Genomic DNA, 25,138 nt, shown 5'->3' on the forward strand with positions numbered 1-25,138 from the left:
GTGCGGTACTTTTATTATCAATAATCAGCTAGCATTTATTACGCTTTTTGCTTGTATTTTCAAATTAGCTTTACGCTTTTCCTCCTCGCTTTCCCAAGCATTATAAGCCTCCACAACTTTCGCAACGACAGGGTGTCTCACAATATCTTTACTATCAAAATAATTAAAACTTAATTCAGATACATTTCTAAGCACATCAATAGCGTGCTTTAATCCTGACTTTTGACTACGAGGTAAATCAATTTGTGTAATATCACCTGTGATCACCGCCTTAGAATTAAAACCTATACGAGTTAAAAACATCTTCATCTGCTCTATTGTTGTATTCTGACTCTCATCAAGAATAATAAAGCTATCATTCAGCGTTCTCCCTCGCATATAAGCTAAGGGGGCAATTTCTATCACATTACGTTCCATCAATTTTTGTACTTTCTCAAATCCAAGCATTTCAAATAAAGCATCATACAAAGGACGTAAATAAGGTTCAATTTTTTGCCCAAGATCGCCAGGTAAAAAACCAAGTTTCTCACCCGCTTCTACAGCTGGACGAGTCAATAAAATTCTCCGAATTTCTTGTTTTTCTAAAGATTCTACTGCTGCGGCAACGGCTAAAAAAGTTTTTCCTGTTCCAGCAGGTCCAATTCCAAAACTAATATCATGATGTAAGATATTATGTAGATAGCGTATTTGATTTTCTCCACGTGGTTTAATTAAGCCTCGTTTAGTTTTAATCGTAATACTATGTCTATCTGTGGCTCGCTCTCCTGCTTCTGTAGTAGATAATGCTAAAGAATTTTGTAACAACATTCGACTCTCACTAATTGCCATATGCACATCGTTCAAATCTAATTCTCTTACTTTTCCTCGTACTGCTGCTGTCTCCAAATACAAATCTTGTAATAATTTGACCGCACTTTTAACTAACTTATGATTATAAGATCTCGTATTTTGTTGCTGTGGTTGAATCGTAAAAGTAAAATTTCGCCGAATGATATTAAGATCAAATGCTTTTTCAATCAGATGAAGATGTTCATCAAAAGTTCCACAAAGAGATTGCAAACGAGCATTATCTTGTTCCGATAGAGTAAAAGTTTCACTAATATTATTAGTCAAATTAAATTCCTTGTTTATTCATTTTTCTTTATTTTAACGATAATTCTGAAAAATCAATAATAGTTTGTCGATTTTTTAATAAAAATTTACAAGAAAAGTAAATAAAAAAGACTACATATACTGGATCAATTTGATCCAGTATATTACTCGTAATTAAACTTTGAAGTTTTCAGGTAAGATAGGCTGAATTTTGTTTAAGATGTCTTTAATAATGCGTGGATTTGCACATACCACATGACTACAAGTCAAATAATCATGACCTCCTTTGAAGTCGCAAACTAAACCGCCTGCTTCTCGAACGATCAGATCACCAGCTGCAATATCCCACGCTTTAATTCCCATCTCAAAATAACCATCTACTCGATTGGCAGCTGTATAACATAAATCTAATGCTGCAGATCCTGTGCGACGAAAATCAGCTACATCATTAGCTAAACTAGTCATCATCGCAAACTGAAGTGGCATAAGTGCGGTCTTTTTAAATGGAAAACCCGTGGCTAATATCGTACCTTTTAATTCACGCTTATCTTCAACACGCAAACGAATATCATTTAATTTTGCTCCTTTACCACGAACTGCAGTAAATAATTCATTGCGAATTGGATCATAAACAACACCAACTTCAGTACGACCTTTAACTCGAATAGCAATAGAGACCGCAAAGTGCGGTAATCCTTTGATAAAATTAGTAGTTCCGTCTAGTGGATCAATAACCCATTGTACATCGCTATCTGTGCCTACTAATGCACCGCTTTCTTCACAAATAATTGTATGCTCAGGGTAAGATTTTTTAATAATTTCAATAATCGCAGCCTCTGAAGCTTTATCGATATTAGTTACAAAATCATTTTCACTTTTTTTAACTGTTTGCAATTCGTCACGACGTTCATAGCCTTTAGCAATAATATTACCTGCTCTCCGAGCCGCACGGATAGCAATATTTAACATTGGATTCATATTTTCCACCAGATTTAAAGAACATTTAGGGGAGGAATTATAGTAATTTTTTAATTAAAAAGCGAGAAAAACAAAATATTTAATTTCTCACTTTAATTCTCGGCTAAATTTAGCTTAACTATGTTAAAATGCACCGAAATTTAAATCAAAAAAACTGCTTATTATTTATATAAAATGCAACGAAATATCAGAATTATTTTAGTGGAAACTTCTCACAGTGGTAATATTGGGTCAGCTGCTCGTGCAATGAAAACAATGGGGCTAAATCAACTTTATTTAGTTTCACCAAAGCAGCCTATTGACGATCAAGCCTTAGCTTTGGCTGCTGGGGCTGATGATGTGCTAAAAAATGCTACTATAGTTGATCATTTTGAGCAAGCAATAGCCGATTGTGAATTAGTCATTGGTACAAGTGCAAGATTAAGGCACTTACAAAATACATTAATTGATGCGAGAAAGTGCGGTGAAAAAACGATCCAATTTTGCCAAACAGGTAAAGTAGCTTTAGTATTTGGACGTGAACGAGTAGGACTGACAAACAAAGAACTACTGAAATGTCATTATCATTTAAATATTCCCACTAATCCCGATTATTCCTCGCTTAATTTAGCAATGGCCGTACAACTAGTTTGTTATGAAATTCGCATGGCATGGTTAGCAGATAAAAAAAATTATTTCAATAAAGAGAACGCTAATTTACCACTTTCATCAATAGAAAATCCCTATCCAAAATCACTTGAACTGGAGCATTTTTTTAACCACACTGAGCATCTCTATAAACAATTAGGATTTATTAAAAATCAAGGTGTTATACAAAAATTAAGGCGACTATATCAGCGTGCTAAAATTGAAAAAACAGAACTAAATATTTTGCAAGGGATGCTCACTGCGGTAGAAAAACAACTCGCTACAGAACAAAAACAAAAAATTGTTAAGTAAACCAAAGTTGACTAATTTACTAGGTTATATAAAATAGCACTGTTTTTATTGCGAAGAAGGAAAAATTGACAATGAAACTGACTTCAAAAGGTCGTTATGCAGTGACTGCTATTTTAGATATTGCACTTAACACCGAGCGTGGTCCCGTCAGTTTAGCAGATATTTCAGAACGACAGCACATTTCTCTTTCTTACTTAGAGCAACTATTTGCAAAATTACGTCGGCATGGCTTAGTAAAAAGTGTACGTGGACCAGGCGGCGGGTATAGATTAGGATTATCCGCAGATAAGATATCTGTAGGAATGGTAATTTCTGCGGTAAATGAAAGTATTTGTGTTACTAAATGTACTGGACAAGGAGATTGCCAAAGAGGCAACGAATGCCTAACCCACTCCCTATGGGAGCAGTTAAGCCAGCAAATTGAAGATTTTTTAAATGAGATTACAGTAGCTGAATTAGTAAGCAAACATAAACAAAAGAAAAAATGCCAACTGACAAAGTCTCTTAGCTAAATTGTTTAAACAACTATGATATTGAAATAATTAACTTTTATAAAAAATAAAATGCGATGAATAATGATTTTTAGGAGTGACCATGAAATTACCTATTTATTTAGATTATGCAGCAACCTGTCCCGCTGATGAACGCGTTGCAAAAAAAATGATGGAATACTTAACCCTTGAAGGTACATTTGGTAATCCAGCTTCACGCTCTCATAAATTTGGTTGGCAAGCAGAAGAAGCGGTTGATATTGCTAGAAATCAAATTGCAGACTTAATTGGTGCCGATAGTCGTGAGATTATTTTTACCTCAGGTGCAACAGAATCTGATAATTTAGCCATTAAGGGTGCTGCACATTTCTATAAAACTAAAGGTAAACACATTATTACTTGTAAGACAGAACACAAAGCTGTACTTGATCCTTGTCGCCAATTAGAACGAGAAGGCTTTGAAGTCACTTATTTAACACCAAAATCTGATGGTTTAGTTGATTTAGAAGAATTAAAATCACTCATTCGTGATGATACAATCTTAGTTTCTATTATGCATGTAAATAATGAAATTGGTGTCATTCAAGATATAGAAAAGATCGGTGAGATTTGTCGTGAACATAAGGTCATTTTTCATGTAGATGCTACTCAAAGTGTCGGTAAATTACCAATTAATTTAGCACAATTAAAAGTAGATTTAATGTCTATGTCTAGTCATAAACTTTATGGTCCTAAAGGCATTGGTGCATTATATGTTCGTCGTAAACCTCGTATTCGCTTAGAGGCTATTATTCATGGTGGTGGTCATGAGCGAGGTATGCGTTCAGGTACATTACCAGTACATCAGATTGTAGGAATGGGTGAAGCCTATCGTATTTGTAAAGAAGAAATGGCGGTGGAAATGCCTCGTATTAGAGCATTACGTGATCGCCTTTATAATGGTCTAAAAGACATTGAAGAAACTTATGTAAACGGCTCAATGGAACACCGAGTGGACAATAATTTAAACATCAGTTTTAACTATGTTGAAGGTGAAAGTTTGATGATGGCTTTGCGAGATATTGCCGTATCTTCAGGCTCTGCCTGTACTTCTGCTAGCCTTGAACCTTCTTATGTGCTACGTGCTTTAGGTTTAAATGATGAATTAGCTCATAGTTCGATTCGTTTTACCCTTGGACGTTTTACCACAGAGCAAGAAATTGACTACACTATTGATTTAGTAAAAAGTGCGGTAAAAAAATTAAGAGATTTATCGCCACTATGGGACATGTTCAAAGAAGGCATTGATTTAAACAGCATTGAGTGGACTCACCACTAATTTATTGATTTTATTGAGGAACAGATTATGGCATACAGTGATAAAGTTATTGAGCATTATGAAAATCCACGCAATGTAGGTTCATTTGACAAAAAAGATCCTAATATCGGTAGTGGCATGGTTGGTGCACCTGCTTGTGGTGATGTAATGCAACTACAAATTAAAGTAAATGACAAGGGCATCATTGAAGATGCAAAATTTAAGACTTATGGTTGCGGTTCGGCAATTGCATCAAGTTCATTAATTACAGAATGGGTAAAAGGTAAATCCCTAGAACAAGCACAGACAATAAAAAATAGTCAAATTGCAGAAGAACTGGAATTACCACCAGTGAAAGTGCATTGCTCAATTCTAGCGGAAGATGCTATCAAAGCGGCAATTGCTGACTACAAAGCGAAAAAAGGCGAATAAATTATTCAAGTTAAGACAACTTAATCAGATTGTCTATTAACACATAGGAACAATAAAAATGGCGATTACTTTAACGGAAAGTGCAGCAAATCGTGTTCGTACTTTTTTACAAAATCGAGGCAAAGGCATTGGCTTACGTCTTGGTGTAAAAACTTCAGGATGCTCTGGCTTGGCATACTTGTTAGAGTTTGTTGATGTATTAAATGATGATGATCAGATATTTGAAGATCAAGGTGTAAAAGTGATCGTAGATACAAAAAGTTTAGTCTATTTAGATGGAACACAACTCGATTTTGTCAAAGAAGGGTTAAACGAAGGGTTTAAATTCAATAATCCAAATGTGAAAGATCAATGTGGTTGCGGTGAAAGTTTTAATGTATAAGGTGAAATAATGAATAATCCTTTTGCTCTATTTGATCTTTGCGTAGATTTTAATCTTGATTTATCACAGTTAACAGATCGCTATTTGAATTTACAGAAAAGCTTACATCCCGATAATTTTGCAGATAGTACGCCACAAGAACAACGTCTTTCAATGCAAAAATCGGCAGAAATCAACGATGCCTTTCAATGCTTAAAAGATCCTATTCGCCGTGCAGAAGCAATTATCCAGTTAGGCTTAGGTGAAAATCTATGTGAACAAAAAACGAATCAAGACATCACTTTTTTAATGCAACAAATGCAATGGCGTGAACAACTAGAACATATTGAACATAAAAAAGATGTCGCTCAGCTAGTTGCATTTTGTAAAGCGGTAGAAAGTGAAAATTATGAAATTTTGTCGCAATTAACTACCGCACTTTCTGCTAAAAATTGGACTGAAGCACAAAAACTTACTGACAGATTACGTTTTATCAAAAAATTATTTGTTGAAATTGAACGTATTGAAGACAAATTAATCGATCTTTAATTAAAGCAACAGAGTTTTATCATGGCATTATTACAAATCGCAGAACCTGGTCAAAGTGCAGTTCCCCATCAGCATAAATTAGCTGTCGGCATTGATCTTGGTACAACTAACTCCTTAGTGGCAACAGTACGTAACGCCACAGCAGAAATTTTAGCAGATGAAAAAGATCGTCCTCTATTGCCATCTATTGTACATTTCTCAAATCAAATGGCACTAGTAGGTTATGAAGCTGCTGAACAAACAACACTTGATCCTCAAAATACTGTCGTTTCAGTAAAACGTCTAATTGGACGTTCATTATCAGATGTAAAACAGCGTTATCCAAATTTACCTTATGATTTCTCTCAAACCGAAAATGGATTGCCTTTGTTAAATACATCAAAAGGTGTATTCAGTCCTGTCGAAATTTCAGCAGAAATTTTAAAAAAACTCACCGCACTTGCTAAACAGCGTCTAAATGGTGAATTATCAGGTGCAGTAATTACAGTTCCCGCCTATTTTGATGACGCCCAAAGACAAAGCACTAAAGATGCGGCAAAATTAGCTGGATTACATGTGTTGCGTTTACTAAACGAACCAACGGCAGCAGCAATTGCTTACGGTCTAGATAGTGGTCAAGAAGGTGTTATTGCAGTATATGATTTGGGTGGAGGCACATTCGATATTTCCATTTTACGCTTATCCAAAGGTGTATTCGAAGTACTTTCTACAGGTGGCGATACTGCATTAGGTGGCGATGACTTTGATCAAGCTCTTGCTCATTGGATCGCTAACCAATCTCAAATTGAACCCCAAAATTCACAGCAACAACGCCATTTAATCCAACTGGCTAAACAAGTCAAAACAAAATTGTCAGAAAAAGACCGCACTTCGATCAACTACGAAAGCTGGCAAGGTGAAATTGATCGTGAGCAATTTAATCAAATTATTCAACCATTAGTTAAACGTTCACTACTCGCTTGTCGCCGTGCGTTAAAAGATGCTGGGGTGAGCATAGATGATATTTGTCAAGTCGTCATGGTTGGAGGCTCAACTCGCATACCTTATGTAAGAGATCAAGTTGGTGAGTTTTTTCAAAAACAGCCCCTCACTTCGATTGATCCTGATAAAGTGGTTGCATTAGGAGCGGCTATTCAGGCAGATATTTTAGTAGGTAACAAGCCAGACTCACAAATGCTATTACTTGATGTTATCCCACTTTCACTAGGTATTGAAACCATGGGCGGTTTAGTGGAAAAAATCATTCCTCGCAACACAACTATTCCCGTAACAAAAGCCCAAGAATTTACTACATTCAAAGATGGGCAAACTGCAATGAGTATCCATGTATTGCAAGGCGAACGTGAAATGGCAGAAGATTGTCGTTCTCTCGCTCGCTTTACTTTACGAGGCATCCCGCCAATGATGGCAGGGGCTGCACATATTAGGGTAACTTATCAAGTTGATGCTGATGGATTACTTAGCGTTACTGCGATGGAAAAATCTACTGCTGTACAATCTTCCATTCAAGTAAAACCATCTTATGGATTAACAGATGATGAAGTAACTGCAATGTTAAAATCTTCAATGAAAAATGCTAAAGAAGACATGCAAACACGTTTGCTTACCGAACAACGTATTGATGCGGCAAGAGTCATTGAAAGTGTGCGTTCAGCTCTACAACAAGATCAAGATTTACTCAACGAAGAAGAGCTAACTGCAATCAAAAAAGCATTAATTTTTTTAGAACAATTACAACAGCAAGATGATATGCTAGCGATAAAACAGGGAATTAAAGATCTTGATCAAGCAACGCAACAATTTGCTGCTCGCCGTATGGATAAATCCATTAAAACAGCGTTATCAGGTTACTCTGTTGATGAGATTGAAAAATTAAAGTAAATATTAAACTCTCGAATAAAACTGAAATAGAAATAGAAAAATAAGGACAGAATTAAGGAACATATCATGACCAAAGTTATTTTTCTTCCCCACGAAACGCTTTGTCCTGAGGGGATGGTAGTAGATGCCACTGAAGGCGATAATCTACTTGATGTTGCACTTGATGCAGGTATTGAAATCGAACATGCCTGTGACAAGTCTTGTGCTTGTACAACCTGTCATGTCATCATTCGCGAAGGAATAGATAGCTTAAACGAAAGCACTGATGATGAAGATGATATGCTAGATAAAGCATGGGGCTTAGAAGTTGACAGTCGTCTAAGTTGTCAATGTTATATTGGCAAAGAGGATCTCGTCGTAGAAATTCCTAAATACAGTTTAAACCACGCCAGAGAGGAACATTAATAAAAAATAACCGCACTTTTAATGTGCGGTTATTTCTATAAAGGCTTAATTATTAATCAATATCAACTACATTCTCATTCTAAATTAAAACCCCATTCTCAACTAGTTAATCCGCAACAATTTTGGCAAACTGTTCAAAAAAAGTAGGAAACGTTTTGGCGGTGCATGTTGGATCTAAAATAGTTACCGCAGTATTAGATAATGCAACCAAAGCAAAGCACATCGCCATACGGTGATCATTGTAAGTTTCAATTTGTGCATGTTTAAATTGATGTAGTGCTAAAGGTTGAATACGAATAAAATCCTCGCCTTCTTCTACTTTAGCCCCCACTTTTCTCAGTTCTGTTGCCATTGCACTAAGGCGATCCGTTTCTTTTACTCGCCAATTATAGATATTGCGGATCACTGTTTCACCTTGAGCAAAAAGTGCAGTAGTAGCAATTGTCATTGCCGCATCGGGGATATGATTCATATCCATATCAACACCTTGTAGCTCTCCTCGCTCAGCAATAATAAAATCTTCCCCCCAAGTAATTTTCGCTCCCATTTTTTCTAGTACATCTGCAAATAAACGATCCCCTTGAATCGATTTTTTGCCAATACCCGTCACTTTTACTTTCCCTTTAATTGCCCCAGCTGCTAAAAAATAAGAGGCGGAAGAAGCATCACCTTCAACTAAATAACGCTGTGGTGATTGATAACATTGATTTCCTTTAACATAAAAAGTGTGATAGTTATCATTGCGAACATTAATACCAAAATCTCTCATCATCGCAAGCGTAATATCAATATAAGGTTTCGATACTAGCTCACCAATAATATTAATTTCCATATCACCTTCAGCAAGAGGTGCGGCGATTAAAAGTGCGGTTAAAAATTGCGATGAAATTGAACCATCAATTTGAATTTTTCCTCCTCGCAAGCCACTATTACGAATAGCGATTGGCGGATAACCATCATTCTCTAAATACTGAATATCGGCTCCAGCTTGGCGAAGTGCATCAACTAAATGCGAAATAGGACGCTCTTTCATGCGAGGTTCGCCAGTTAAAATCACCTCTGAATCAATGCTACCTTTTAAGCAAAGTGCAGCTGTAAGTGGTCGCATCGCCGTCCCTGCATTACCTAAAAATAACGACAGTCCATTTTGCCATTGAAATGCTCCCGCACCACCTTGTACTCTACAACAAGTTTTATCTTCTGAGAGTTGATATTGCACACCAAGAGCTTTAAGTGCGGTCAACATGTGATGTGTATCATCACTATGCAATAAATTATAAACTTCTGTTGTTCCTTTAGCTAATGCGGCTAATAATAATGCTCGATTAGACAAGCTTTTTGAACCAGGTAAATGAATTTCACCAGCTACACAAGCAATAGGTTGTAAAGTTAATTGTTCCATATTTATATTCCGAACTCATCAATGGTTACTTATTTTTGCTTAATACTTTAACAAGTGCGGTGAAAAACATATCATTTTCTTCTGGCAATCCAATGCTAATACGCAAATGATTTGGCATACCATAACCTGCTATTGGACGAACAATCACCCCTTCATGCAAAAGAGCTTGATAAATAGGTAGTGCTGGTTGTTTAAAGTCAATCGTAATAAAATTTCCTTGTGATGGAATAAATTCCAGTCTTTGTGCTAAACAAAATTGTTCATAACGTTGCATTTCAGTGCGGTTATTTTTCGCTACTTTTTCGACAAAAGTATCATCATTTAACACAGCTACTGCTGCTGCAAGAGCAAGACTATTACAATTAAAAGGTTGACGAACTCGATTAAGCAAATCCGCTATACTAGGGTCAGACACCGCATAACCAATTCGCAAGCCAGCTAAACCATAGGCTTTAGAAAACGTGCGACATAAAATCAAATTACGATGTTTTTTTAACAATGCGTAGGCATCAACCCGCTGATCTTGTGGCGTAAATTCTGTATATGCTTCATCTAACACAACAAGTACATGTTCTGGCACTTCTACAAGAAAATCAGCAATTTGTTGATGAGTTAAAAAATTACCCGTAGGATTATTTGGATTAGCAATATAAATCAATTTTGTTTTTGAGTTAATTGCGGCTAAAAATCCTGCTAAATCATGCCCCCAGTTTTTTGCTGGAATCTCACGAGCAACCGCATTAATCGCTTTTGTCACAAGAGGATAAACAATAAAAGCATACTGAGAATAAATAATCTCGTCTTCATCACTTGCAAACGTGTGTGCAAAAAGTTCAAGTAGATCATTAGACCCATTACCTAAAGTAATTTGATTTGGATCAATCGCAAATTTCTTTGCAATAGCCGCTTTTAATTCAAATCCATTGGCATCAGGATAACGAGTGAGTTCATCAAGTTGACGACTAATTGCCACCTTTGCACTTTCAGGCAATCCAAAAGGATTCTCATTGGAAGCGAGTTTAATGATATTGCTGATCCCTAATTCACGCTCTAACTCCTCTATCGGTTTACCTGCTTGATAAGGAGAAAGCGTTTTAACTCCTTGATTGGCGATATTAATAAATTCCATATGCTTTCCTGTTTTAATTATTGATTTTGTTTTTCGAATTTTTCCATAAAAGTAATTAATGCTTGAACGCCCTCAATTGGCATTGCATTATAAATTGAAGCTCGCATACCACCCAAAACTTTATGACCTTTCAAAGCTTGTAAACCATTTTCCAGTGCTTGAGCAATAAACTGACTATTCAATTCATCATTTCCTGTTGTGAAAGTAACATTCATCAAAGAGCGGTTCTTTTTCGCAACATTATTATGATAAAACGTACTATTATCTAAATAATCGTATAATAATTTTGCTTTATCTTGATTGCGTTGTTCAATCGCTTTCAACCCACCCTGAGACAATAAATATTTAAATACTAAAGAACACAGATACCATGCAAATGTAGGAGGTGTATTGATCATCGAGTCACTTTTTGCTTGCACCGCATAATTCCAGATACTAGGAGTTTCCTGACGGGCATTCCCAATTAAATCTTCACGAATAATAACAATCGTAATCCCCGCTGGACCTAAATTTTTTTGAGCCCCTGCATAAATCATACCAAACTGACTAATATCAATTTTACGAGATAAAATAGTAGAAGACATATCCGCTACTAACGGTGTATTTCCTACTTTTGGTAATTCAAAAATCTCAACACCACTAATCGTTTCATTCGGGCAATAATGCACATAATCATAATTTGGTGAAATATCACTAAAATCAAGATTGCCTGTCTTTAATTCATCACCCACTTCAAGCAAATTCATTTCATCAACATGACAAAATAAACGAGCTTCTTTTGCTGCGGTTAACGACCAATGCCCACTGGTTAAATAAAGTGCTTTTCCTTTTTTACCCATTAAATTCATTGGAATTGCGGCAAACTGTCCTCTCGCACCACCTTGCAAAAATAACACTTTATAATTTTTTGGAATATTATACAGCTTGCGAAAATCTTGTTCTGCCTGTGCAATTAATTCCATAAATAATTTACCACGATGACTAACTTCCATCACTGATGTATGTTGCCCTTGCCAATTCAACAATTCTTTTTGAGCCTGTTCCAATACCGCTGTGGGAATCATTGCAGGACCTGCACTAAAATTAAATACCTGAGTCATTTTTATCTTCCTATGCTAAGCAAAAATCTATCAACTAGTTTTATCATCTCAATTCATTCTAATCAACGGATTTTACTGAATTTCGTTCAAAAATTCTGAAAACTTTGACGAATGTAAGAAAAAAGACTATATTCAACCTATTGTTAGTCATTTTGTAGAGAAGTTAAATTATGGAAAACGTGAATAAACAATCCTTTCAAGAAGTATTAGAGTATGTGCGTATGTATCGTTTAAAAAATAAACTATTGCGAGACATGGAAGACAACAACCGCAAAATTCGTGATAATCAAAAACGGGCATTATTATTGGATAATCTCAATCAATATATTCACAATGATATGACAATTGCTGATGTAAGGGCGATAATTGAAAATATGCGGGATGACTATGAAAATCGTGTTGATGAATACAACATTCGCAATGCAGAATTATCAAAACAGCGTCGTGACATTAGCCACAAAATGAGAGAACAAAAAAGAGTTCATGCTGAATTGCTAAAAAAATAATTTCAATTCCCACCGCACTTAAAGTGCGGTCTTTTTTTGTCTTTTTTCAATAGATCCTTTTACTTTGCCTCAAATTTTAGCTAAATAGGTCAATAAAAAAACCTCCCCAAAATGAGGAGGTTTAAATTTAGTTTTATCTCAGTTTCACTAGATTACCATTGGTATCCAACACCTACTCCAGCACCAACCTTACCACGACTATTGGCATTACCTTGCAATTTGAAGATAACTTTTCCGTTATCACTTGCACGAGAATAACCAACAGAAATTGCAGATTGACCTTCATAAGTACCTACCGCAGCCGCAACCATTGATTTACCTGGAATGTAAACTTGTGGCAAGCTTGCTGCCGCGTTAGATCCTGCAATACCTGCACGTAATCTCTTATCGGTTTTGTCAATGTGATTGTAAACATCACCTAAATTAGTTACATTACCATTCAATGCATCTTTAAGTTGTTTTACGTTTACAGCATCATTGTCATCGACACCTTCAGCAACATTCGTGATTTTCACTGGTTTGCCGTCTTTATCACCAACTTTTAATGACTTACCATCTGCACTTGCAGAAATCTTAGGTCCGTTTGCACCGCCAACTTGAACAGTGTTAAAGGTTGGATCATCTACTACACTATATTTTACAGTAGTTGTATCAGCACCCGTTTTCGGATCAAGATGTGTAGCAATTTCAACTTTAGTGTTGCTACCGTCAACAAAGTTTACTGCATCATTTGGTGTCACTTTCTCTTTAACGGTTTCTTCACCAAGTTTATTGCCGTTTTCATCACCTTTGAATGGATCTTTACCATTGCCTTTAATGAAGAATCCTGATTTATTGACAGTTTGATCAAGTTGATCTTTATTAACTGCTTGATCGCCTCTTTCTGCCCAGCCAACATTATCCAATGTGACACCGCCTTCACCTTTCACAATATCATCTTTTGCTTCAGGTTTCGCTGCGATAGCTCCAGCCATAGCTTCCATAATTTCTTCTTTGGTCGCATTTGGCTTATCTTTCAACAATTTCGCTACAGCAACATTCACAGGGTCTTTTGTTTCATAAGGGTTGTTAGCAACTCCATCTGAATTTGTACCATTAGTGAGCTGTGCACCTTTTTTCAATTTAGCCACTGCGTCAGGGTCAAGTGCGGTTGGTCTTTCACCATCTTTTTTCAACGAACCATCAGCATTCACTTTATCTGCTTCATAAAATTTACCGTCATTCGCTTTGGCATATTCTTTTCCGTCAGCATCAGTGTATTTGAAGTCAATTGGTGAATCAACGTCCACTTTCATGACTGTTGTAGTGACTACATCTCCTTTCGGATCTTTTTTCTCTACTGTCGCAAGGCTAACTTTGGTATTTTTGCCATCTGCAAACAATAGGTTGTCATCCGGATTGATTTTCTCATCTTTTACATCTTTGTCTTTAAAATCAAGTGCAGATAAATCATCAGCTTCATCATCACCGAATTTACCAACATTAAAGCCAGATTCTTTAACATGATCAGCTACTTGTTTACCTGAAACAAAGCCATTATTTTCATTAGTGATGCGTGTTTTAGCGTCTTCTTCACTGATGTCTAATGGTTTTGCATCACCTTTCGGTTTACCTGTTCTTGGATTAAGGTCTTCTTTGTCATACCATTTTCCATCAATGTTAACGACAACACGATCTTTCATACCTGACGGATCAGTTGGATCTTTATAAATACCCTCATTATCTTTAAGTACTTTACCGCTACCCTCAACTGCAAAGGTGATTTCACGCTCGCCAGTCTCTGCATTGGTTTTACCCTCAACCTTAAGACCTGCCCCAGCATTAAATCTCACTTTATTGGCATTAGTTACTTTATCAGCGTATTCAGGATCTTTCTCACCAGCTTTACCCGCACCAATCAAGAACCCTAAGTTTTTCGCATCATTTACGCTGATTGCGTTAGTGCCATTTGAGTGTTCCAAATCAGCTAAGCCTGGTTCAAGTTTACCATCATCCGAACCAAAAATTGGTTTTGCTCCTCTCGCTTTATCCCAAGCTGAAGTGAGTTCAGTAGCGCTTTTTGCTGGTTGTGCTTCTGATTTTAATCTACCGTTTTCATCGAATGATGACGGATCATATTTTTTACCACCTACATCAACTAAATGCTTATCACCTTGTTTCAAGTCAGAATAGGTGTTCACCCCTTTACCCACATTAGAAAGCACCATTGGTGTATCGGTTTTATTTGAGCCATTATTCATTGACGCAATGACATTTTCAGGTTTCACTTCTACTTTTGGTTGAGTATTATCGCCCACTTTGTAGAACTTACCATCATCACCTTTTTCAACTTTGCTACCGTCGACAGTGGTATAAACAACAGGTTGTTGTTTATTTAATTTGCTTGCATCCACATCAACTGTAACAGTATGAACGCCATTTTTCACCCCAGCAGACACTTTCGCTACACCTTTGCCGACAAATCTCACTTCATCAGCATTTTTGACCGCACTTGCATGTTCTTTGTCTTCAACGCCACCATCTTCTTTTGTGGTTTTGTCAGAACTAATCACAAAGCCCATTTTACGCAAGTCGCCTACAGTGGCAGCCGTTTTGTCATCAACTGGTTTAGCAGCATCTCCATCACCAACTTTGGTGTTAAGATCAACGAGTTCTTTTTTCGGTTCTTTCGCAGCTGGATCGCTGTTAGTTTCTTTATAGGTTTTCAAACCGCTATCCACGTTAGTGATTTGTTTACCCGCCATATCAAGACCGTCTTTGGTTAACTTGATTGCTTTAGCATTTTCACCTTCACCTGTCGGTACTTTTATTGAGTCAAACTCAACATTATCTTTAGTGGCATAAGTGATACTTCCGTCTTCGTTAGTTCTCACTTTCATATTTTTACCTGCTTTCATCGCAAGTGTATCACCAGCTTTGATATATTTAGGATTACCTCTACCGTTGTCATCGTCTTTAAAATCAGTTTCATCTACACCAGTTTCAGCAGTAAAGTGTACACCATTGATCGCATTCGCAATATCGCCTGCAGTCGCAAGTTTTTTGCCTTCTTCTTCAGAAAGGTCCGCCACTTTACCATTGCCGTTAACAGTCAATTCCGTTGTCTCAGGTGCTTTGCCGCCTGCATTTTTTACATTAAATTTGATTTTAGTTTTGCCACCTGCTTCTTTATCAACTACAGCCTCTACAGTATCGGTACTTTCAAAATTAATTGTATCCTCAGGGGTAATTACTGCTTTTTTCGCATCATCATTTTCAATATTAAATCCACTATTTATATAGTCATTTAGACCATTAATAATATCAGGAAGGTCTTGGTATTTACGAGTACCACGAGCTATAACACGGGTTTTGTTAGTACCGCCATTTTCATTTGCATAATAGAGTGGTATTTCAAACCCTACAATAGCACCTGTATTTTCTACAGTGACAGTACTACCACCTAAAACTTCAGCAAGACTATTAGCTAAATTATTTTGACCATTAATTACGGTATAAAGTTGTGAACCGTTAATAGCATCTGTAGAGGTCGCACTAATTTCTCCTGGTGCTAAGTTCACTAATTGACGTGTCGCAGTTGTGCTACCAATAGAAACAATGCCTTTGGCTTCATCAGCACCCGCAAATCCACCATATTCAATTTTAAATGTAGGATCATTTGTTTTAAGTTCAGCAGATTTAATTTTTGCTGCAACCCCTTTTTTATCGCCAGCAAGCGTTGCTGATTCTTCTGAACTTTCGTTACCTAAAATAACGTTATTTTCTTTCGTGGCAGTAACTTTATTACCTAACACAAAAGTTTTATTTGCACCTTCACTAATTTTATTTTCATTACCGAAAGCATAGGATTCATCTGCAAATACGCCATATTTGAAAGCGGAGTAATCTCTATCTGCATAGCCTTTATCTTCAAATTCGCTATCTTCGTACTTACCAAAGTCTTCTTTAGTATTACCTGAATAACCAAAAGAACCTGATTTTTCTCCACGAACGACATTTAATTGCCCTACAGCAGTAGAATTTGCTTTTTCAACAATGTTTTTTTCCCCAATAGAAATAGAACTTTCACCGCCAACAGAGGCTCTCGCACCAAGTGCTACTGCATTATGTGCATCAGCTTCCGCAAAGAAACCGAGGGCGACAGCACGTTCTTCGGTGGCATTACCATGAATTGCAACAGAGCGATCACCAGAGGCTTCAGCTTGGTTACCGATTGCAAGAGCATTCACATTCAACGCATGTGCTTGCGGACCAATAGCAATTGCTGGAGTTGTTCCTTCTGCACCATCATCTCGTATTGTCATCCCTTTTGCTGGATCATATCTACCAAAGCTTTCTCTGGTTTCTTTTCTTTCTTTTCCTACTGCATATTTTGCTGGATTAGCCACAGCAAATGCCCCAAACGCAATTGAACTCGTACCTGTTGCTAGAGAATTATCGCCCATTGCCATAGTTTGATCTTGATGTGCGATACTTCTATAGCCTATTGCAGTAGAATGAACGCCATGAGATTCAGAAAGGAAGCCTAATGCCGTAGCCATTTGACCATTACTTACAGTTCCAATACCAATCGCAACCCCGTTTTCACCCCTCTGAGTAACGTGTGCTTCTGCACCAATAGCAATCCCGCCAGCTTTAAACATCAAAGTTTTTGTAGAGTCTTTAACGTAATCACCATCTTTCCCCTCTAAATCAACTTCACCTCTTTTGAGGTCTTTATTGTTTATATCATCTCGATATTCAACTCTAGACCACTCACCTATAGCAATATGAGAACCAGTATTTGAAGTAACATTACCTATATTTTTTGAATGGGTTGGATTATAGTTTAAAGCAATTGCACTTCCTGCTGTCATAGATAAAAATAAACCAGCTACCAATAAGGCTTTCGCTGGCTTTTCTCGTTTATCTGTTGATGACGCTTTACTTTGACTGCGTGCTAATTCGGAAGCTACATCAAAACGTTGTAACGTATGATTCCAAATGATTTTAAATACCTTGTTCATGAGACTGTCCTCTTTGAAAAGTGATAAAACTAAATGTACGTCGAAATAAAGTGCGGTCGGTTTTGCTGTTTTTTGAATTTGTTTAACTACTTTTGCTCAAAAATTTTTGCTAAAATCTGTACAACGCTTCAACAAAAAAACAATAATGCAAATAACACAACAACTTACACTAAATTATCCTCTCCAATTTAGAACAACAAAAATTCTCTCTCAAGGCAATTTACTTATTTTTTAATCAACACAAAATAGCTTGCACTAATTTAACTTTCCATTAATTAAAAATTAAAAGAAAATCATAAAATGAAAAATATTTACAAAAAAACACTATAAATTACAAAATCTATTTTCTTATCTATTTCCTTTTTAGCTAAAAAATTCGCTTAAATAAGTTAATATTTTCTCTATAATAAATGAAATTAATTTTTATTTTTAACTGGAGATTTTATGTTATTTTTTGTGCAAAATCATCAAACAAGATTTGGGCGATTATCTGCCCCGCTGTTATCTTTATTATCGTTTCATGCAACAGCTGAACCTAATGATGCTGTTGTATTAGATCAAATTATTGTTGAAACTGAGCAAGTTTCTGCGAAAGATTCACACACAAACAGTCAGCAAATTAGCCGTGGTTTAGTATGGAATGAACATGATTTAGTTCGCTGGCAAACAGGCATTACCGTAACTGAAGGCGGTCGTGGTGGAGCTAATGGCTATAGTATGCGTGGTGTGGAAAGTGATCGTGTTGCAATCAGCGTTGACGGCATAAGTGCGGTAGAAAGTTATATGCCTCGATTTTATTACATCAAAGGTTTTTATAACGGTAATCGCAATAGTACCGAAATTGAAAACTTAGCTTCTGTACAATTTAACAAAGGAGCAAATTCACTCACTCAAGGTAGCGGTGCTTTAGGCGGTAGCGTGTCAATGCAAACAAAAACAGTGCATGACTTTGTCCCTGCTGGAAAAAATGTAGGATTTTATGCGAAAACAGCCTATAGCTCACGTAATGAAGAATATCGACAAGTCGTGGGAGGAGGATTTATTTATGGCAATGTAGAGGGATTGTTACAATATACTTATCGTAACGCACATGAAAACAAAAATTATTATAGCGGTAAAATAAAAGATATTAATTATTGCGGTGCTGTGCCAAATAGTGCAGGAGATGGTGGTTTTGAAGATAGACGAAAAACCTATCCTGAACTTTGTGGACGTGGTCGCCTGTTACCTGATAACCTTAATTATCGTAGCCAATCTTGGTTAGCAAAATTAGGTTATCATTTTAATCAACAGCATTTTGTGCAAGGTTTTTTTGAAAATTTTGATCAAAACAGAAAAATTTTAGAAAAAAGTTTTTATGCGTTGAATCGTCAGGAGGCCAGTGATGTTACACCTTATCAACGTATTGGCATTGTTTATGATTACACACCAACAAAAAGTTGGCTAAATAAATTTAGTGTACAGTTAGCACAACAAAAAGTGTCACAAGAGGCTAATTCAAATCAATACGGTACGTGGACTGGTAAAGATCACGCTGATTATAATATTGTAACCGAACAGCGTTTGTACAAAACAGAACAGAAACATCATCAATTAGACTTTTCTTTTATCTCTAATGAAGTGGATAGCTACATTGCTCATCATCAACTACAAGGTGGATTTGGTTATCATTGGGGAAAATTAGAAAATAAAAATCAGGAATATAAATATAGTGCCTATTCTAACAGCACAACAACACGTCAATTTACTATTCAGCAACCCGTTTTCCGTCAATCTTGGTATGGTTATATACAAGATCTAATCAATATTAATCCAAAATGGAGTGCAAATGCAGGATTACGTTTTGATCATTATCGCTATCAGCCTAAAACAAGTTCGTTAAAATACGATATCGAAAGTCAAGAAATGGTTGCCCTGGCAAAAAAACAATTTAGTGCAATAAGTTACTCTGCCGGACTAAATTATGCGATCACTGATTCTACTTTATTGAGTTATCAATTTAGTACTGGTTTTAAGGCTCCAAAAATAGAAGAAATGTATTTTGATTTAAAAGGCTCAAGTGCGGTCAATTTTTTACCTAATATTAATTTGAGAGCTGAAAAGGCACAGAATCATGAACTTACGCTAACTACAGAGGGAGATAATTATCAATTAAGTTTAACTGCATTTTATACAAAATATCGAGATTTTATCGATGCTGATGCTAAACCCAAAGTAGCTTCTCGCCAAAGAACTAACTGGGCAACAAAAGAAAAATATACTGAATATTATCTAGATGGAATAGATTATCAGCAAATTAATATCGATAAAGCTTATGTTACAGGTATTGATTTGCATGCTCGTGCAGAAGGAAGTTTGATTGGTTTACCTAAAAATCTCTACACAACGTTTAAAAGTAGTTATGCAAAAGGACGTAAAAATAATGGCACCGCAATGCTGGCAATTCAGCCTTTTAGTATTGCTTTAGGATTAGGCTATCAAGCAGAAGATGATAAATGGAATCTATTATTTAGTGGTCGTTATGTGAGTGCAAAAAAAGCGAGCGATGCAATGGATAAACCTGTAGCCAACAGTTTAAAGTTAGATGTAAATAAAAAAACAGGTGAAATATCAGGATTTGAACAAGCAAAACTTTATCGTTTTTTAAGTGATTCTTACACCGTATTTGATTTAACTGCACAATATCAATTAAATTCAAATTTCACCATCAACGCTGGAATATTTAATTTATTTAATCGTAAATACACCACTTGGGATAGCTTGCGACAAATTAAATATAATGGAGCAATGGGCGATGTGTGGAATTCTGGTGAAGGGTTAGAACGATTCACTGAGGCTGGGCGTCATTTCGCTTTATCATTAGAAATGAGATTTTAAAAAGGGCTATTACAGAAAGTGCGGTGAAAAATGAAAAATTTCACCGCACTTTTACTGTTTGATTTCGTCGTATTATTTATTCAAACAAATTTTTGTGTAATGTGTTGACTACAGCATTCGCCTGATTACTATTTACTAGCATACAAATACTATTTGTGCTTGCTCCATAACTGATCATACGGATGCTGTAGGATTCTAGAGTGTCGAAAATCGTTTTTACTACACCTTCTGATTTATGGAGTTCGTTTCCAATTAATGTGACTAAAGATAAACCTGTATCCACTTTCACTTGAGCAATTTCGTTTAATTGTGCGAGTAATTCCGTTGAGAGTAGTTCTGTGCCACTTGATGCGGAACCCGTTTTATCTAATGTGAGTGCAACGCTGGCTTCGGACGTAATAACCATATCCACTGAAATTTTATGATCTGCAATCGTTTGGAATATTTGTGCTAAAAATCCTTGGGCATGCACCATACTTGGATTAGAAAGTGTGAGCAAAGTTTGATCACGTCTTAATGCCACCGCTCTAAATTGTGGGCGTTGTTGTGGTTCACGAGTAACCCATGTTCCCCCCGCTTGCGGATCTTTACTTGAGCCAACATACACAGGAAGATTACTACGAACAGCTGGCAATAATGTAGATGGATGTAATACTTTCGCCCCAAAAGTTGCCATTTCTGCCGCTTCAGAAAAACTCATGCTATCAATTCGCCACGCCGTTGGCACAATACGAGGGTCAGTTGTGTAAATACCTGCAACATCTGTCCAAATTAACACATTTTTTGCTTTTAGCACTTCCGCTAACAATGCCGCAGAATAGTCACTTCCACCACGTCCTAAAGTTGTAGTGCGACCTTGTGGATCACGTCCAATAAACCCTTGTGTGACAATTAATTTACCTTGTTGAACAAGTGGGGCTAACAGTGCATCACTTTGAATTTGCGTTTGTTCATCGTTCGGCATCGCTTTGCCAAAATGGCTATCTGTCGCCACAACAGTACGAACATCAACCCATTGAGCATCAACATTTAACTCTTTTAATACTTGTACAAAAAGTAAAGATGACATCATTTCACCTTGACTAATCAAGGCATCACTTAATTCTTCTGTGCTATTTGTTGTAGCTTGTTCAGCTAATTGAGCAATATGTGCTAAAATTTTTTCAATTTCAGACCGCACTTGACTTTCATCTTTTAATTGAGACAGGATATTTTCTTGAATTTGACGAATTTCACTCAGTAAACGAATTCGTTCTTCGCTACTTTGACCATTGGCTAAAGCCACTAATAAATTAGTAACGCCTGCTGAAGCAGAAAGTACCACAACACGAGTATCGGGATCAGCAATAACAATATTTGCACAAGCTGTCATTGCTTCATGATTAGCGACACTTGTTCCACCAAATTTGGCAACAGAGAAATTAAGCATGAGTAAATTCCTTAGTAAGTAAATTAAAGTTGAGTACTTGGCATACAAGTAATAATTCGACAAAATTGTCAGTAACGTTCATAACAAAAATAAAAACACCATTCTGAAGAATAGTGTTTTATTTCCCCATTTTGTTAGGGAGAGCGATTATATCACAGCCGTGATAAATAATCACCCTCACATATCCATTTGTATGAAGTTAATGCTTCTAGTCCCATTGGACCGCGTGCGTGTAATTTTTGCGTACTGACTGCAACTTCAGCTCCAAGTCCAAATTGCCCTCCATCAGTAAATCTTGTACTTGCATTAATATACACCGCCGCCGCTTCAACTTGTGCAACAAACTGTCTTGCCAGTTGCTGTGAAGAAGTCAAAATTGCTTCTGAATGCTGTGTCCCATATTTATTAATATGTGCTATTGCTTGTTCAAAATCTTTCACCACGACGACATTAAGATCTAGACTTCCCCATTCTCTATACAAACAACTTTCCTGTAGGGCATAAACTTCAACATCCATTTTTTGCAAAATTGAAAATGAGGTGCTATCAGCATGAAATTTAACCCCTTTTTCACTTAGTTCAAGTGCTAATTTAGGTAAAAATTGCGAGGCAATACTTTCTTGTACTAATAGTGTCTCTAATGTATTACAGGTGCTTGGTCGTTGAGCTTTCGCATTCACAATAACGTTTATTGAGCGTTCTAAATCCGCACTTTGTTCAACAAAAGTGTGACATACACCTATTCCACCAACAATAACAGGGATAGTAGAATGCTGTTTGCAGAGTTCATGCAATACCGCTCCACCTCTTGGAATGAGCATGTCTACATAACGATCTAATTTTAATAACTGCATCACTAAATTACGATCAGGATCTGTCACTGCTTGTACTGCATATTGAGGTAATCCCGCTTCCACTAAAGCTTGTTGTATCACTTTCACTAAAATTTCATTTGAATAACGAGTTTCTTTACCACCTCGTAAAATAATTGCATTACCTGTTTTTAAACATAAACTAGCCACATCAATTGTTACGTTAGGTCTAGATTCGTAAATAGTTGCCACAACACCTAATGGTACCCTAACTCGTTTAATTCTCAAGCCACTATTTAGCTGTCCACCATCAATAATTTTTCCTACAGGATCAGGCAATGAAACAACGTGTCTTACATCATCTGCAATTGCTTTTAAACGTTCGGGAGTTAATAAAAGTCGATCAATTAATGCCTCAGATAAACCCTGCTGCTTTGCATTTTGTACATCTTTTTGATTCGCAGCAAGAATAGCATCTGTTTGTTTTTCTAGTTGATTTGCTATCGCCATCAAACTTTGATTTTTAACATTTTCAGACATTTGAGATAAAACAAAAGCCGCTTTTTTAGCTTCTTTTCCCATCATAATTAGATCTGTCATATTTTATCTATCCTATTGTTCTATTTATTTTGTTTTCGTTGGTAATTTGTCATCATTTTGCTTGCCAGCAATAGTATTTTCTTGATAATCAAATACAGGTAATCCCCATTCAAAATAAATTGCTAACAAACGGATTATAAAACCACTAACTAAAGTAACAATCACAACTAAATTTTGATTAACGTCTAATTGTTGTAAACCAATATAAATTGAGGTTGCTAATAACGCAACACTTGCATATAACTCTTTTTGAAAAACTAAGGGAATACGATTACACAATAAATCACGTAATACACCGCCAAAACCCCCTGTAATAATGGCTGCAATAATAGCGATAGTAAAACTATGTCCCATATCTAGTGCAATTTGAGCACCTATAATCGAAAATACAATCAATCCCACTGCATCTAATACTAAAAATATAGTGCGAAAATATCGCATAAAATGATTAATAAAAGGAGCGATAATAACAGTCAACACCGCAGCACTCGCAACAATAAGGAAATAATGAGGATTCTTCACCCAACCTAAAGGATAGTGTCCTAACAATACATCTCTTACTGATCCCCCACCGATTGCTGTCATCGATGCAATAATAATTACACCAAAAATATCCATTTTTTCACGTCCTGCCGCCAATGCTCCAGTAATTGCTTCTGCAGTAATTCCAACAATATATAAAATACTTAGCAACATAATTTATCCTTAAATTAGCTTAAATCTCAAGCACTAAAAGTGCGGTAAATTACTTGCTATTTTAGAGCCGAATAGTCAAATAAGCTAGCATTACTGTAAACTTATTATAAAAAATCTACCTATTGATATATTCTAAATTAGCTATTTGCACTTTGATAATTAACACTTAGTATTTTTAAAAAAATGACCGCACTTTTATACCAAAATCAATGCTTTCAATTAGTTTTTTAGGGATTTATCTTAATTAATTCAATCTTATAAGTAGCAGCATTATTTTTTAATTTTCCTTCCTCTTTATATCCTAAATGTTTTGGGATATAAAGCTCATAAATACTCCCTTCTTGCATCAACATCAATCCTTCCTGTAAACCTGAAAACATTGCTGCTATCGGTAAAATCACTGGCATTCCATTTAGTGTACCATCTAGCAATTCTCCATCTGATTTATAAGAAGTAAAAAGCACTTTAACCTCATCATTTATTTTAGGTCTAGCACCTTTTCCAACTCTAATAATTTTATAGGATAGCCCTGAAGCGGTTTGATGACTAGTTGTCATGTTAGTATCAATTACGTTGTTATTTTGAGCAACACATTGCATACTAGCCATAAGTATCATAAGAAAATAAATTCTGTATTTCACTTGTAACTCCTGTTAAAGTATATTCAATCAAAGACACACAAGTAAATTCTATAATATAAAGTAAAAGTAAGGAAAGATATATAAAAGATAAACAAAAAGCCCCGATGTTAAAATAGAGGTTTTGTTTTAGCTAGCCATCTATTTTGTTCTACTTGCGTAGCAAGTAGAACAATGGGATAACTCCACTGACTGTCTAAATTTCAATCTCTTTTCATTTTGCAAATTTTGTACATAAAAAACTGCTGGTATTCGTTCAATTACGAATATCAGCGGTTAGTTTCTTCTATTTTTTGCTAATTACGGATTTGTGGACGCACGCAGTGGGTCCCTACAAAAATATCCAAACCCTAAAACAAAAAACCCAGCATCTCTGCTGGGGGGGGATCTATCAAAACTCGGCGGTGACCTACTCTCACATGGGGACTCCCCACACTACCATCGGCGTAACGGCGTTTCACTTCTGAGTTCGGCATGGGTTCAGGTGGTCCCACCGCACTATCGCCGCCGAAAAATTC

General features: G+C 36.3%; 20 protein-coding genes and 1 rRNA gene. 10 read left to right on the top strand and 11 right to left on the bottom strand.

Annotation, left to right across the window (positions count from 1 at the left end; genetic code table 11):
- Window positions 1-24: 24 nt before the first annotated feature.
- Together ACFQ02_RS05520 and suhB are read right to left on the bottom strand one after the other, a co-directional pair.
- Entirely contained in the window at window positions 25-1,113 is a 1,089-nt protein-coding gene (locus tag ACFQ02_RS05520) for a PhoH family protein (protein WP_380820307.1), read from the bottom strand.
- Between the two features lie 153 nt (window positions 1,114-1,266).
- On the bottom strand, window positions 1,267-2,070 hold the full coding sequence (gene suhB / locus ACFQ02_RS05525) for an inositol-1-monophosphatase (protein ID WP_380820309.1): 804 nt from the start codon (window positions 2,068-2,070) through the stop codon (window positions 1,267-1,269).
- A gap of 174 nt (window positions 2,071-2,244) precedes the next feature.
- Between suhB and trmJ the strand changes: the two genes are divergently transcribed.
- The 8 genes from trmJ (at window position 2,245) to fdx (ending at window position 8,425) form a co-directional block, all read left to right on the top strand.
- Window positions 2,245-3,009: a tRNA (cytosine(32)/uridine(32)-2'-O)-methyltransferase TrmJ gene (gene trmJ / locus ACFQ02_RS05530; protein WP_380820311.1), complete on the top strand. Its 765-nt coding sequence runs from the start codon at window positions 2,245-2,247 to the stop codon at window positions 3,007-3,009.
- Between the two features lie 71 nt (window positions 3,010-3,080).
- Entirely contained in the window at window positions 3,081-3,521 is a 441-nt protein-coding gene (iscR, locus tag ACFQ02_RS05535) for a Fe-S cluster assembly transcriptional regulator IscR (protein WP_380820313.1), read from the top strand.
- Window positions 3,522-3,603: 82 nt separating this feature from the next.
- On the top strand, window positions 3,604-4,818 hold the full coding sequence (locus ACFQ02_RS05540; RefSeq protein ID WP_380820316.1) for an IscS subfamily cysteine desulfurase: 1,215 nt from the start codon (window positions 3,604-3,606) through the stop codon (window positions 4,816-4,818).
- A gap of 27 nt (window positions 4,819-4,845) precedes the next feature.
- The gene (iscU, locus tag ACFQ02_RS05545) at window positions 4,846-5,229 is read left to right on the top strand and encodes a Fe-S cluster assembly scaffold IscU (protein WP_380820319.1); all 384 of its coding nucleotides are present in this window, start codon (window positions 4,846-4,848) and stop codon (window positions 5,227-5,229) included.
- 58 nt (window positions 5,230-5,287) lie between these two features.
- Window positions 5,288-5,611, top strand: coding sequence for an iron-sulfur cluster assembly protein IscA (iscA, locus tag ACFQ02_RS05550; RefSeq protein ID WP_380820322.1), 324 nt, complete (start codon window positions 5,288-5,290; stop codon window positions 5,609-5,611).
- A 9-nt stretch (window positions 5,612-5,620) separates the two neighbouring features.
- On the top strand, window positions 5,621-6,139 hold the full coding sequence (gene hscB, locus ACFQ02_RS05555) for a Fe-S protein assembly co-chaperone HscB (RefSeq protein WP_380820325.1): 519 nt from the start codon (window positions 5,621-5,623) through the stop codon (window positions 6,137-6,139).
- A 21-nt stretch (window positions 6,140-6,160) separates the two neighbouring features.
- Window positions 6,161-8,020 carry a Fe-S protein assembly chaperone HscA gene (hscA, locus tag ACFQ02_RS05560; RefSeq protein WP_380820327.1) on the top strand — a complete coding sequence of 620 codons (1,860 nt, stop codon included), beginning with the start codon at window positions 6,161-6,163 and terminating at the stop codon, window positions 8,018-8,020.
- A 66-nt stretch (window positions 8,021-8,086) separates the two neighbouring features.
- The gene (gene fdx / locus ACFQ02_RS05565; protein ID WP_380820330.1) at window positions 8,087-8,425 is read left to right on the top strand and encodes an ISC system 2Fe-2S type ferredoxin; all 339 of its coding nucleotides are present in this window, start codon (window positions 8,087-8,089) and stop codon (window positions 8,423-8,425) included.
- A 106-nt stretch (window positions 8,426-8,531) separates the two neighbouring features.
- Here the strand turns inward: fdx and aroA are convergent, their stop codons facing one another.
- Genes aroA through serC form a run of 3 tightly spaced genes read right to left on the bottom strand, consistent with a single transcriptional unit; the run spans window position 8,532 to window position 12,056 of the window.
- Complete coding sequence (gene aroA / locus ACFQ02_RS05570; RefSeq protein WP_380820333.1) at window positions 8,532-9,827, bottom strand: 3-phosphoshikimate 1-carboxyvinyltransferase; 1,296 nt, start codon at window positions 9,825-9,827, stop codon at window positions 8,532-8,534.
- 25 nt (window positions 9,828-9,852) lie between these two features.
- The gene (hisC, locus tag ACFQ02_RS05575; RefSeq protein WP_380820336.1) at window positions 9,853-10,956 is read right to left on the bottom strand and encodes a histidinol-phosphate transaminase; all 1,104 of its coding nucleotides are present in this window, start codon (window positions 10,954-10,956) and stop codon (window positions 9,853-9,855) included.
- A gap of 17 nt (window positions 10,957-10,973) precedes the next feature.
- Window positions 10,974-12,056, bottom strand: coding sequence for a 3-phosphoserine/phosphohydroxythreonine transaminase (gene serC / locus ACFQ02_RS05580; RefSeq protein WP_380820339.1), 1,083 nt, complete (start codon window positions 12,054-12,056; stop codon window positions 10,974-10,976).
- Window positions 12,057-12,226: 170 nt separating this feature from the next.
- Between serC and ACFQ02_RS05585 the strand changes: the two genes are divergently transcribed.
- Window positions 12,227-12,562 (top strand): DUF496 family protein, encoded by a 336-nt coding sequence (locus tag ACFQ02_RS05585; RefSeq protein WP_380820342.1) that lies wholly within the window; start codon window positions 12,227-12,229, stop codon window positions 12,560-12,562.
- 152 nt (window positions 12,563-12,714) lie between these two features.
- On the opposite strand, the gene ACFQ02_RS05590 is transcribed toward ACFQ02_RS05585, so the two are convergent.
- On the bottom strand, window positions 12,715-17,568 hold the full coding sequence (locus ACFQ02_RS05590; RefSeq protein ID WP_380820345.1) for a YadA-like family protein: 4,854 nt from the start codon (window positions 17,566-17,568) through the stop codon (window positions 12,715-12,717).
- 444 nt (window positions 17,569-18,012) lie between these two features.
- Here ACFQ02_RS05590 and ACFQ02_RS05595 point away from each other — a divergent pair, with 444 nt between their 5' ends.
- Window positions 18,013-20,445: a TonB-dependent hemoglobin/transferrin/lactoferrin family receptor gene (locus ACFQ02_RS05595; protein WP_380820347.1), complete on the top strand. Its 2,433-nt coding sequence runs from the start codon at window positions 18,013-18,015 to the stop codon at window positions 20,443-20,445.
- A 76-nt stretch (window positions 20,446-20,521) separates the two neighbouring features.
- Here the strand turns inward: ACFQ02_RS05595 and lysC are convergent, their stop codons facing one another.
- The 5 genes from lysC to rrf form a co-directional block, all read right to left on the bottom strand.
- Window positions 20,522-21,874: a lysine-sensitive aspartokinase 3 gene (gene lysC, locus ACFQ02_RS05600; protein ID WP_380820350.1), complete on the bottom strand. Its 1,353-nt coding sequence runs from the start codon at window positions 21,872-21,874 to the stop codon at window positions 20,522-20,524.
- Between the two features lie 152 nt (window positions 21,875-22,026).
- The gene (proA, locus tag ACFQ02_RS05605; protein WP_380820353.1) at window positions 22,027-23,286 is read right to left on the bottom strand and encodes a glutamate-5-semialdehyde dehydrogenase; all 1,260 of its coding nucleotides are present in this window, start codon (window positions 23,284-23,286) and stop codon (window positions 22,027-22,029) included.
- A gap of 24 nt (window positions 23,287-23,310) precedes the next feature.
- Window positions 23,311-23,982 (bottom strand): trimeric intracellular cation channel family protein, encoded by a 672-nt coding sequence (locus ACFQ02_RS05610; RefSeq protein ID WP_380820355.1) that lies wholly within the window; start codon window positions 23,980-23,982, stop codon window positions 23,311-23,313.
- Between the two features lie 227 nt (window positions 23,983-24,209).
- A complete protein-coding gene (locus ACFQ02_RS05615; protein ID WP_380820357.1) occupies window positions 24,210-24,590 on the bottom strand; it encodes an FKBP-type peptidyl-prolyl cis-trans isomerase in 381 nt (126 codons plus the stop codon).
- A gap of 426 nt (window positions 24,591-25,016) precedes the next feature.
- Window positions 25,017-25,132: ribosomal RNA gene (gene rrf / locus ACFQ02_RS05620) — 5S ribosomal RNA — on the bottom strand.
- Window positions 25,133-25,138 lie beyond the last annotated feature (6 nt).

This window comes from Seminibacterium arietis (assembly GCF_042675725.1).
In the GTDB taxonomy this organism is placed as follows: Bacteria; Pseudomonadota; Gammaproteobacteria; order Enterobacterales; family Pasteurellaceae; genus Seminibacterium; species Seminibacterium arietis.

Bases quoted from the DNA above. Each gene is read 5' to 3' on its own strand.
- fdx (WP_380820330.1), top strand. From the start codon at position 8,087: ATGACCAAAGTTATTTTTCTTCCCCACGAAACGCTTTGTCCTGAGGGG.
- lysC (WP_380820350.1), bottom strand. From the start codon at position 21,874: ATGCTTAATTTCTCTGTTGCCAAATTTGGTGGAACAAGTGTCGCTAAT.
- ACFQ02_RS05615 (WP_380820357.1), bottom strand. From the start codon at position 24,590: ATGGCTAGTATGCAATGTGTTGCTCAAAATAACAACGTAATTGATACT.
- ACFQ02_RS05540 (WP_380820316.1), top strand. From the start codon at position 3,604: ATGAAATTACCTATTTATTTAGATTATGCAGCAACCTGTCCCGCTGAT.
- hisC (WP_380820336.1), bottom strand. From the start codon at position 10,956: ATGGAATTTATTAATATCGCCAATCAAGGAGTTAAAACGCTTTCTCCT.
- ACFQ02_RS05595 (WP_380820347.1), top strand. From the start codon at position 18,013: ATGTTATTTTTTGTGCAAAATCATCAAACAAGATTTGGGCGATTATCT.
- hscA (WP_380820327.1), top strand. From the start codon at position 6,161: ATGGCATTATTACAAATCGCAGAACCTGGTCAAAGTGCAGTTCCCCAT.
- proA (WP_380820353.1), bottom strand. From the start codon at position 23,286: ATGACAGATCTAATTATGATGGGAAAAGAAGCTAAAAAAGCGGCTTTT.
- iscR (WP_380820313.1), top strand. From the start codon at position 3,081: ATGAAACTGACTTCAAAAGGTCGTTATGCAGTGACTGCTATTTTAGAT.
- suhB (WP_380820309.1), bottom strand. From the start codon at position 2,070: ATGAATCCAATGTTAAATATTGCTATCCGTGCGGCTCGGAGAGCAGGT.
- ACFQ02_RS05610 (WP_380820355.1), bottom strand. From the start codon at position 23,982: ATGTTGCTAAGTATTTTATATATTGTTGGAATTACTGCAGAAGCAATT.
- hscB (WP_380820325.1), top strand. From the start codon at position 5,621: ATGAATAATCCTTTTGCTCTATTTGATCTTTGCGTAGATTTTAATCTT.
- aroA (WP_380820333.1), bottom strand. From the start codon at position 9,827: ATGGAACAATTAACTTTACAACCTATTGCTTGTGTAGCTGGTGAAATT.
- ACFQ02_RS05590 (WP_380820345.1), bottom strand. From the start codon at position 17,568: ATGAACAAGGTATTTAAAATCATTTGGAATCATACGTTACAACGTTTT.
- serC (WP_380820339.1), bottom strand. From the start codon at position 12,056: ATGACTCAGGTATTTAATTTTAGTGCAGGTCCTGCAATGATTCCCACA.
- ACFQ02_RS05585 (WP_380820342.1), top strand. From the start codon at position 12,227: ATGGAAAACGTGAATAAACAATCCTTTCAAGAAGTATTAGAGTATGTG.
- iscU (WP_380820319.1), top strand. From the start codon at position 4,846: ATGGCATACAGTGATAAAGTTATTGAGCATTATGAAAATCCACGCAAT.
- trmJ (WP_380820311.1), top strand. From the start codon at position 2,245: ATGCAACGAAATATCAGAATTATTTTAGTGGAAACTTCTCACAGTGGT.
- iscA (WP_380820322.1), top strand. From the start codon at position 5,288: ATGGCGATTACTTTAACGGAAAGTGCAGCAAATCGTGTTCGTACTTTT.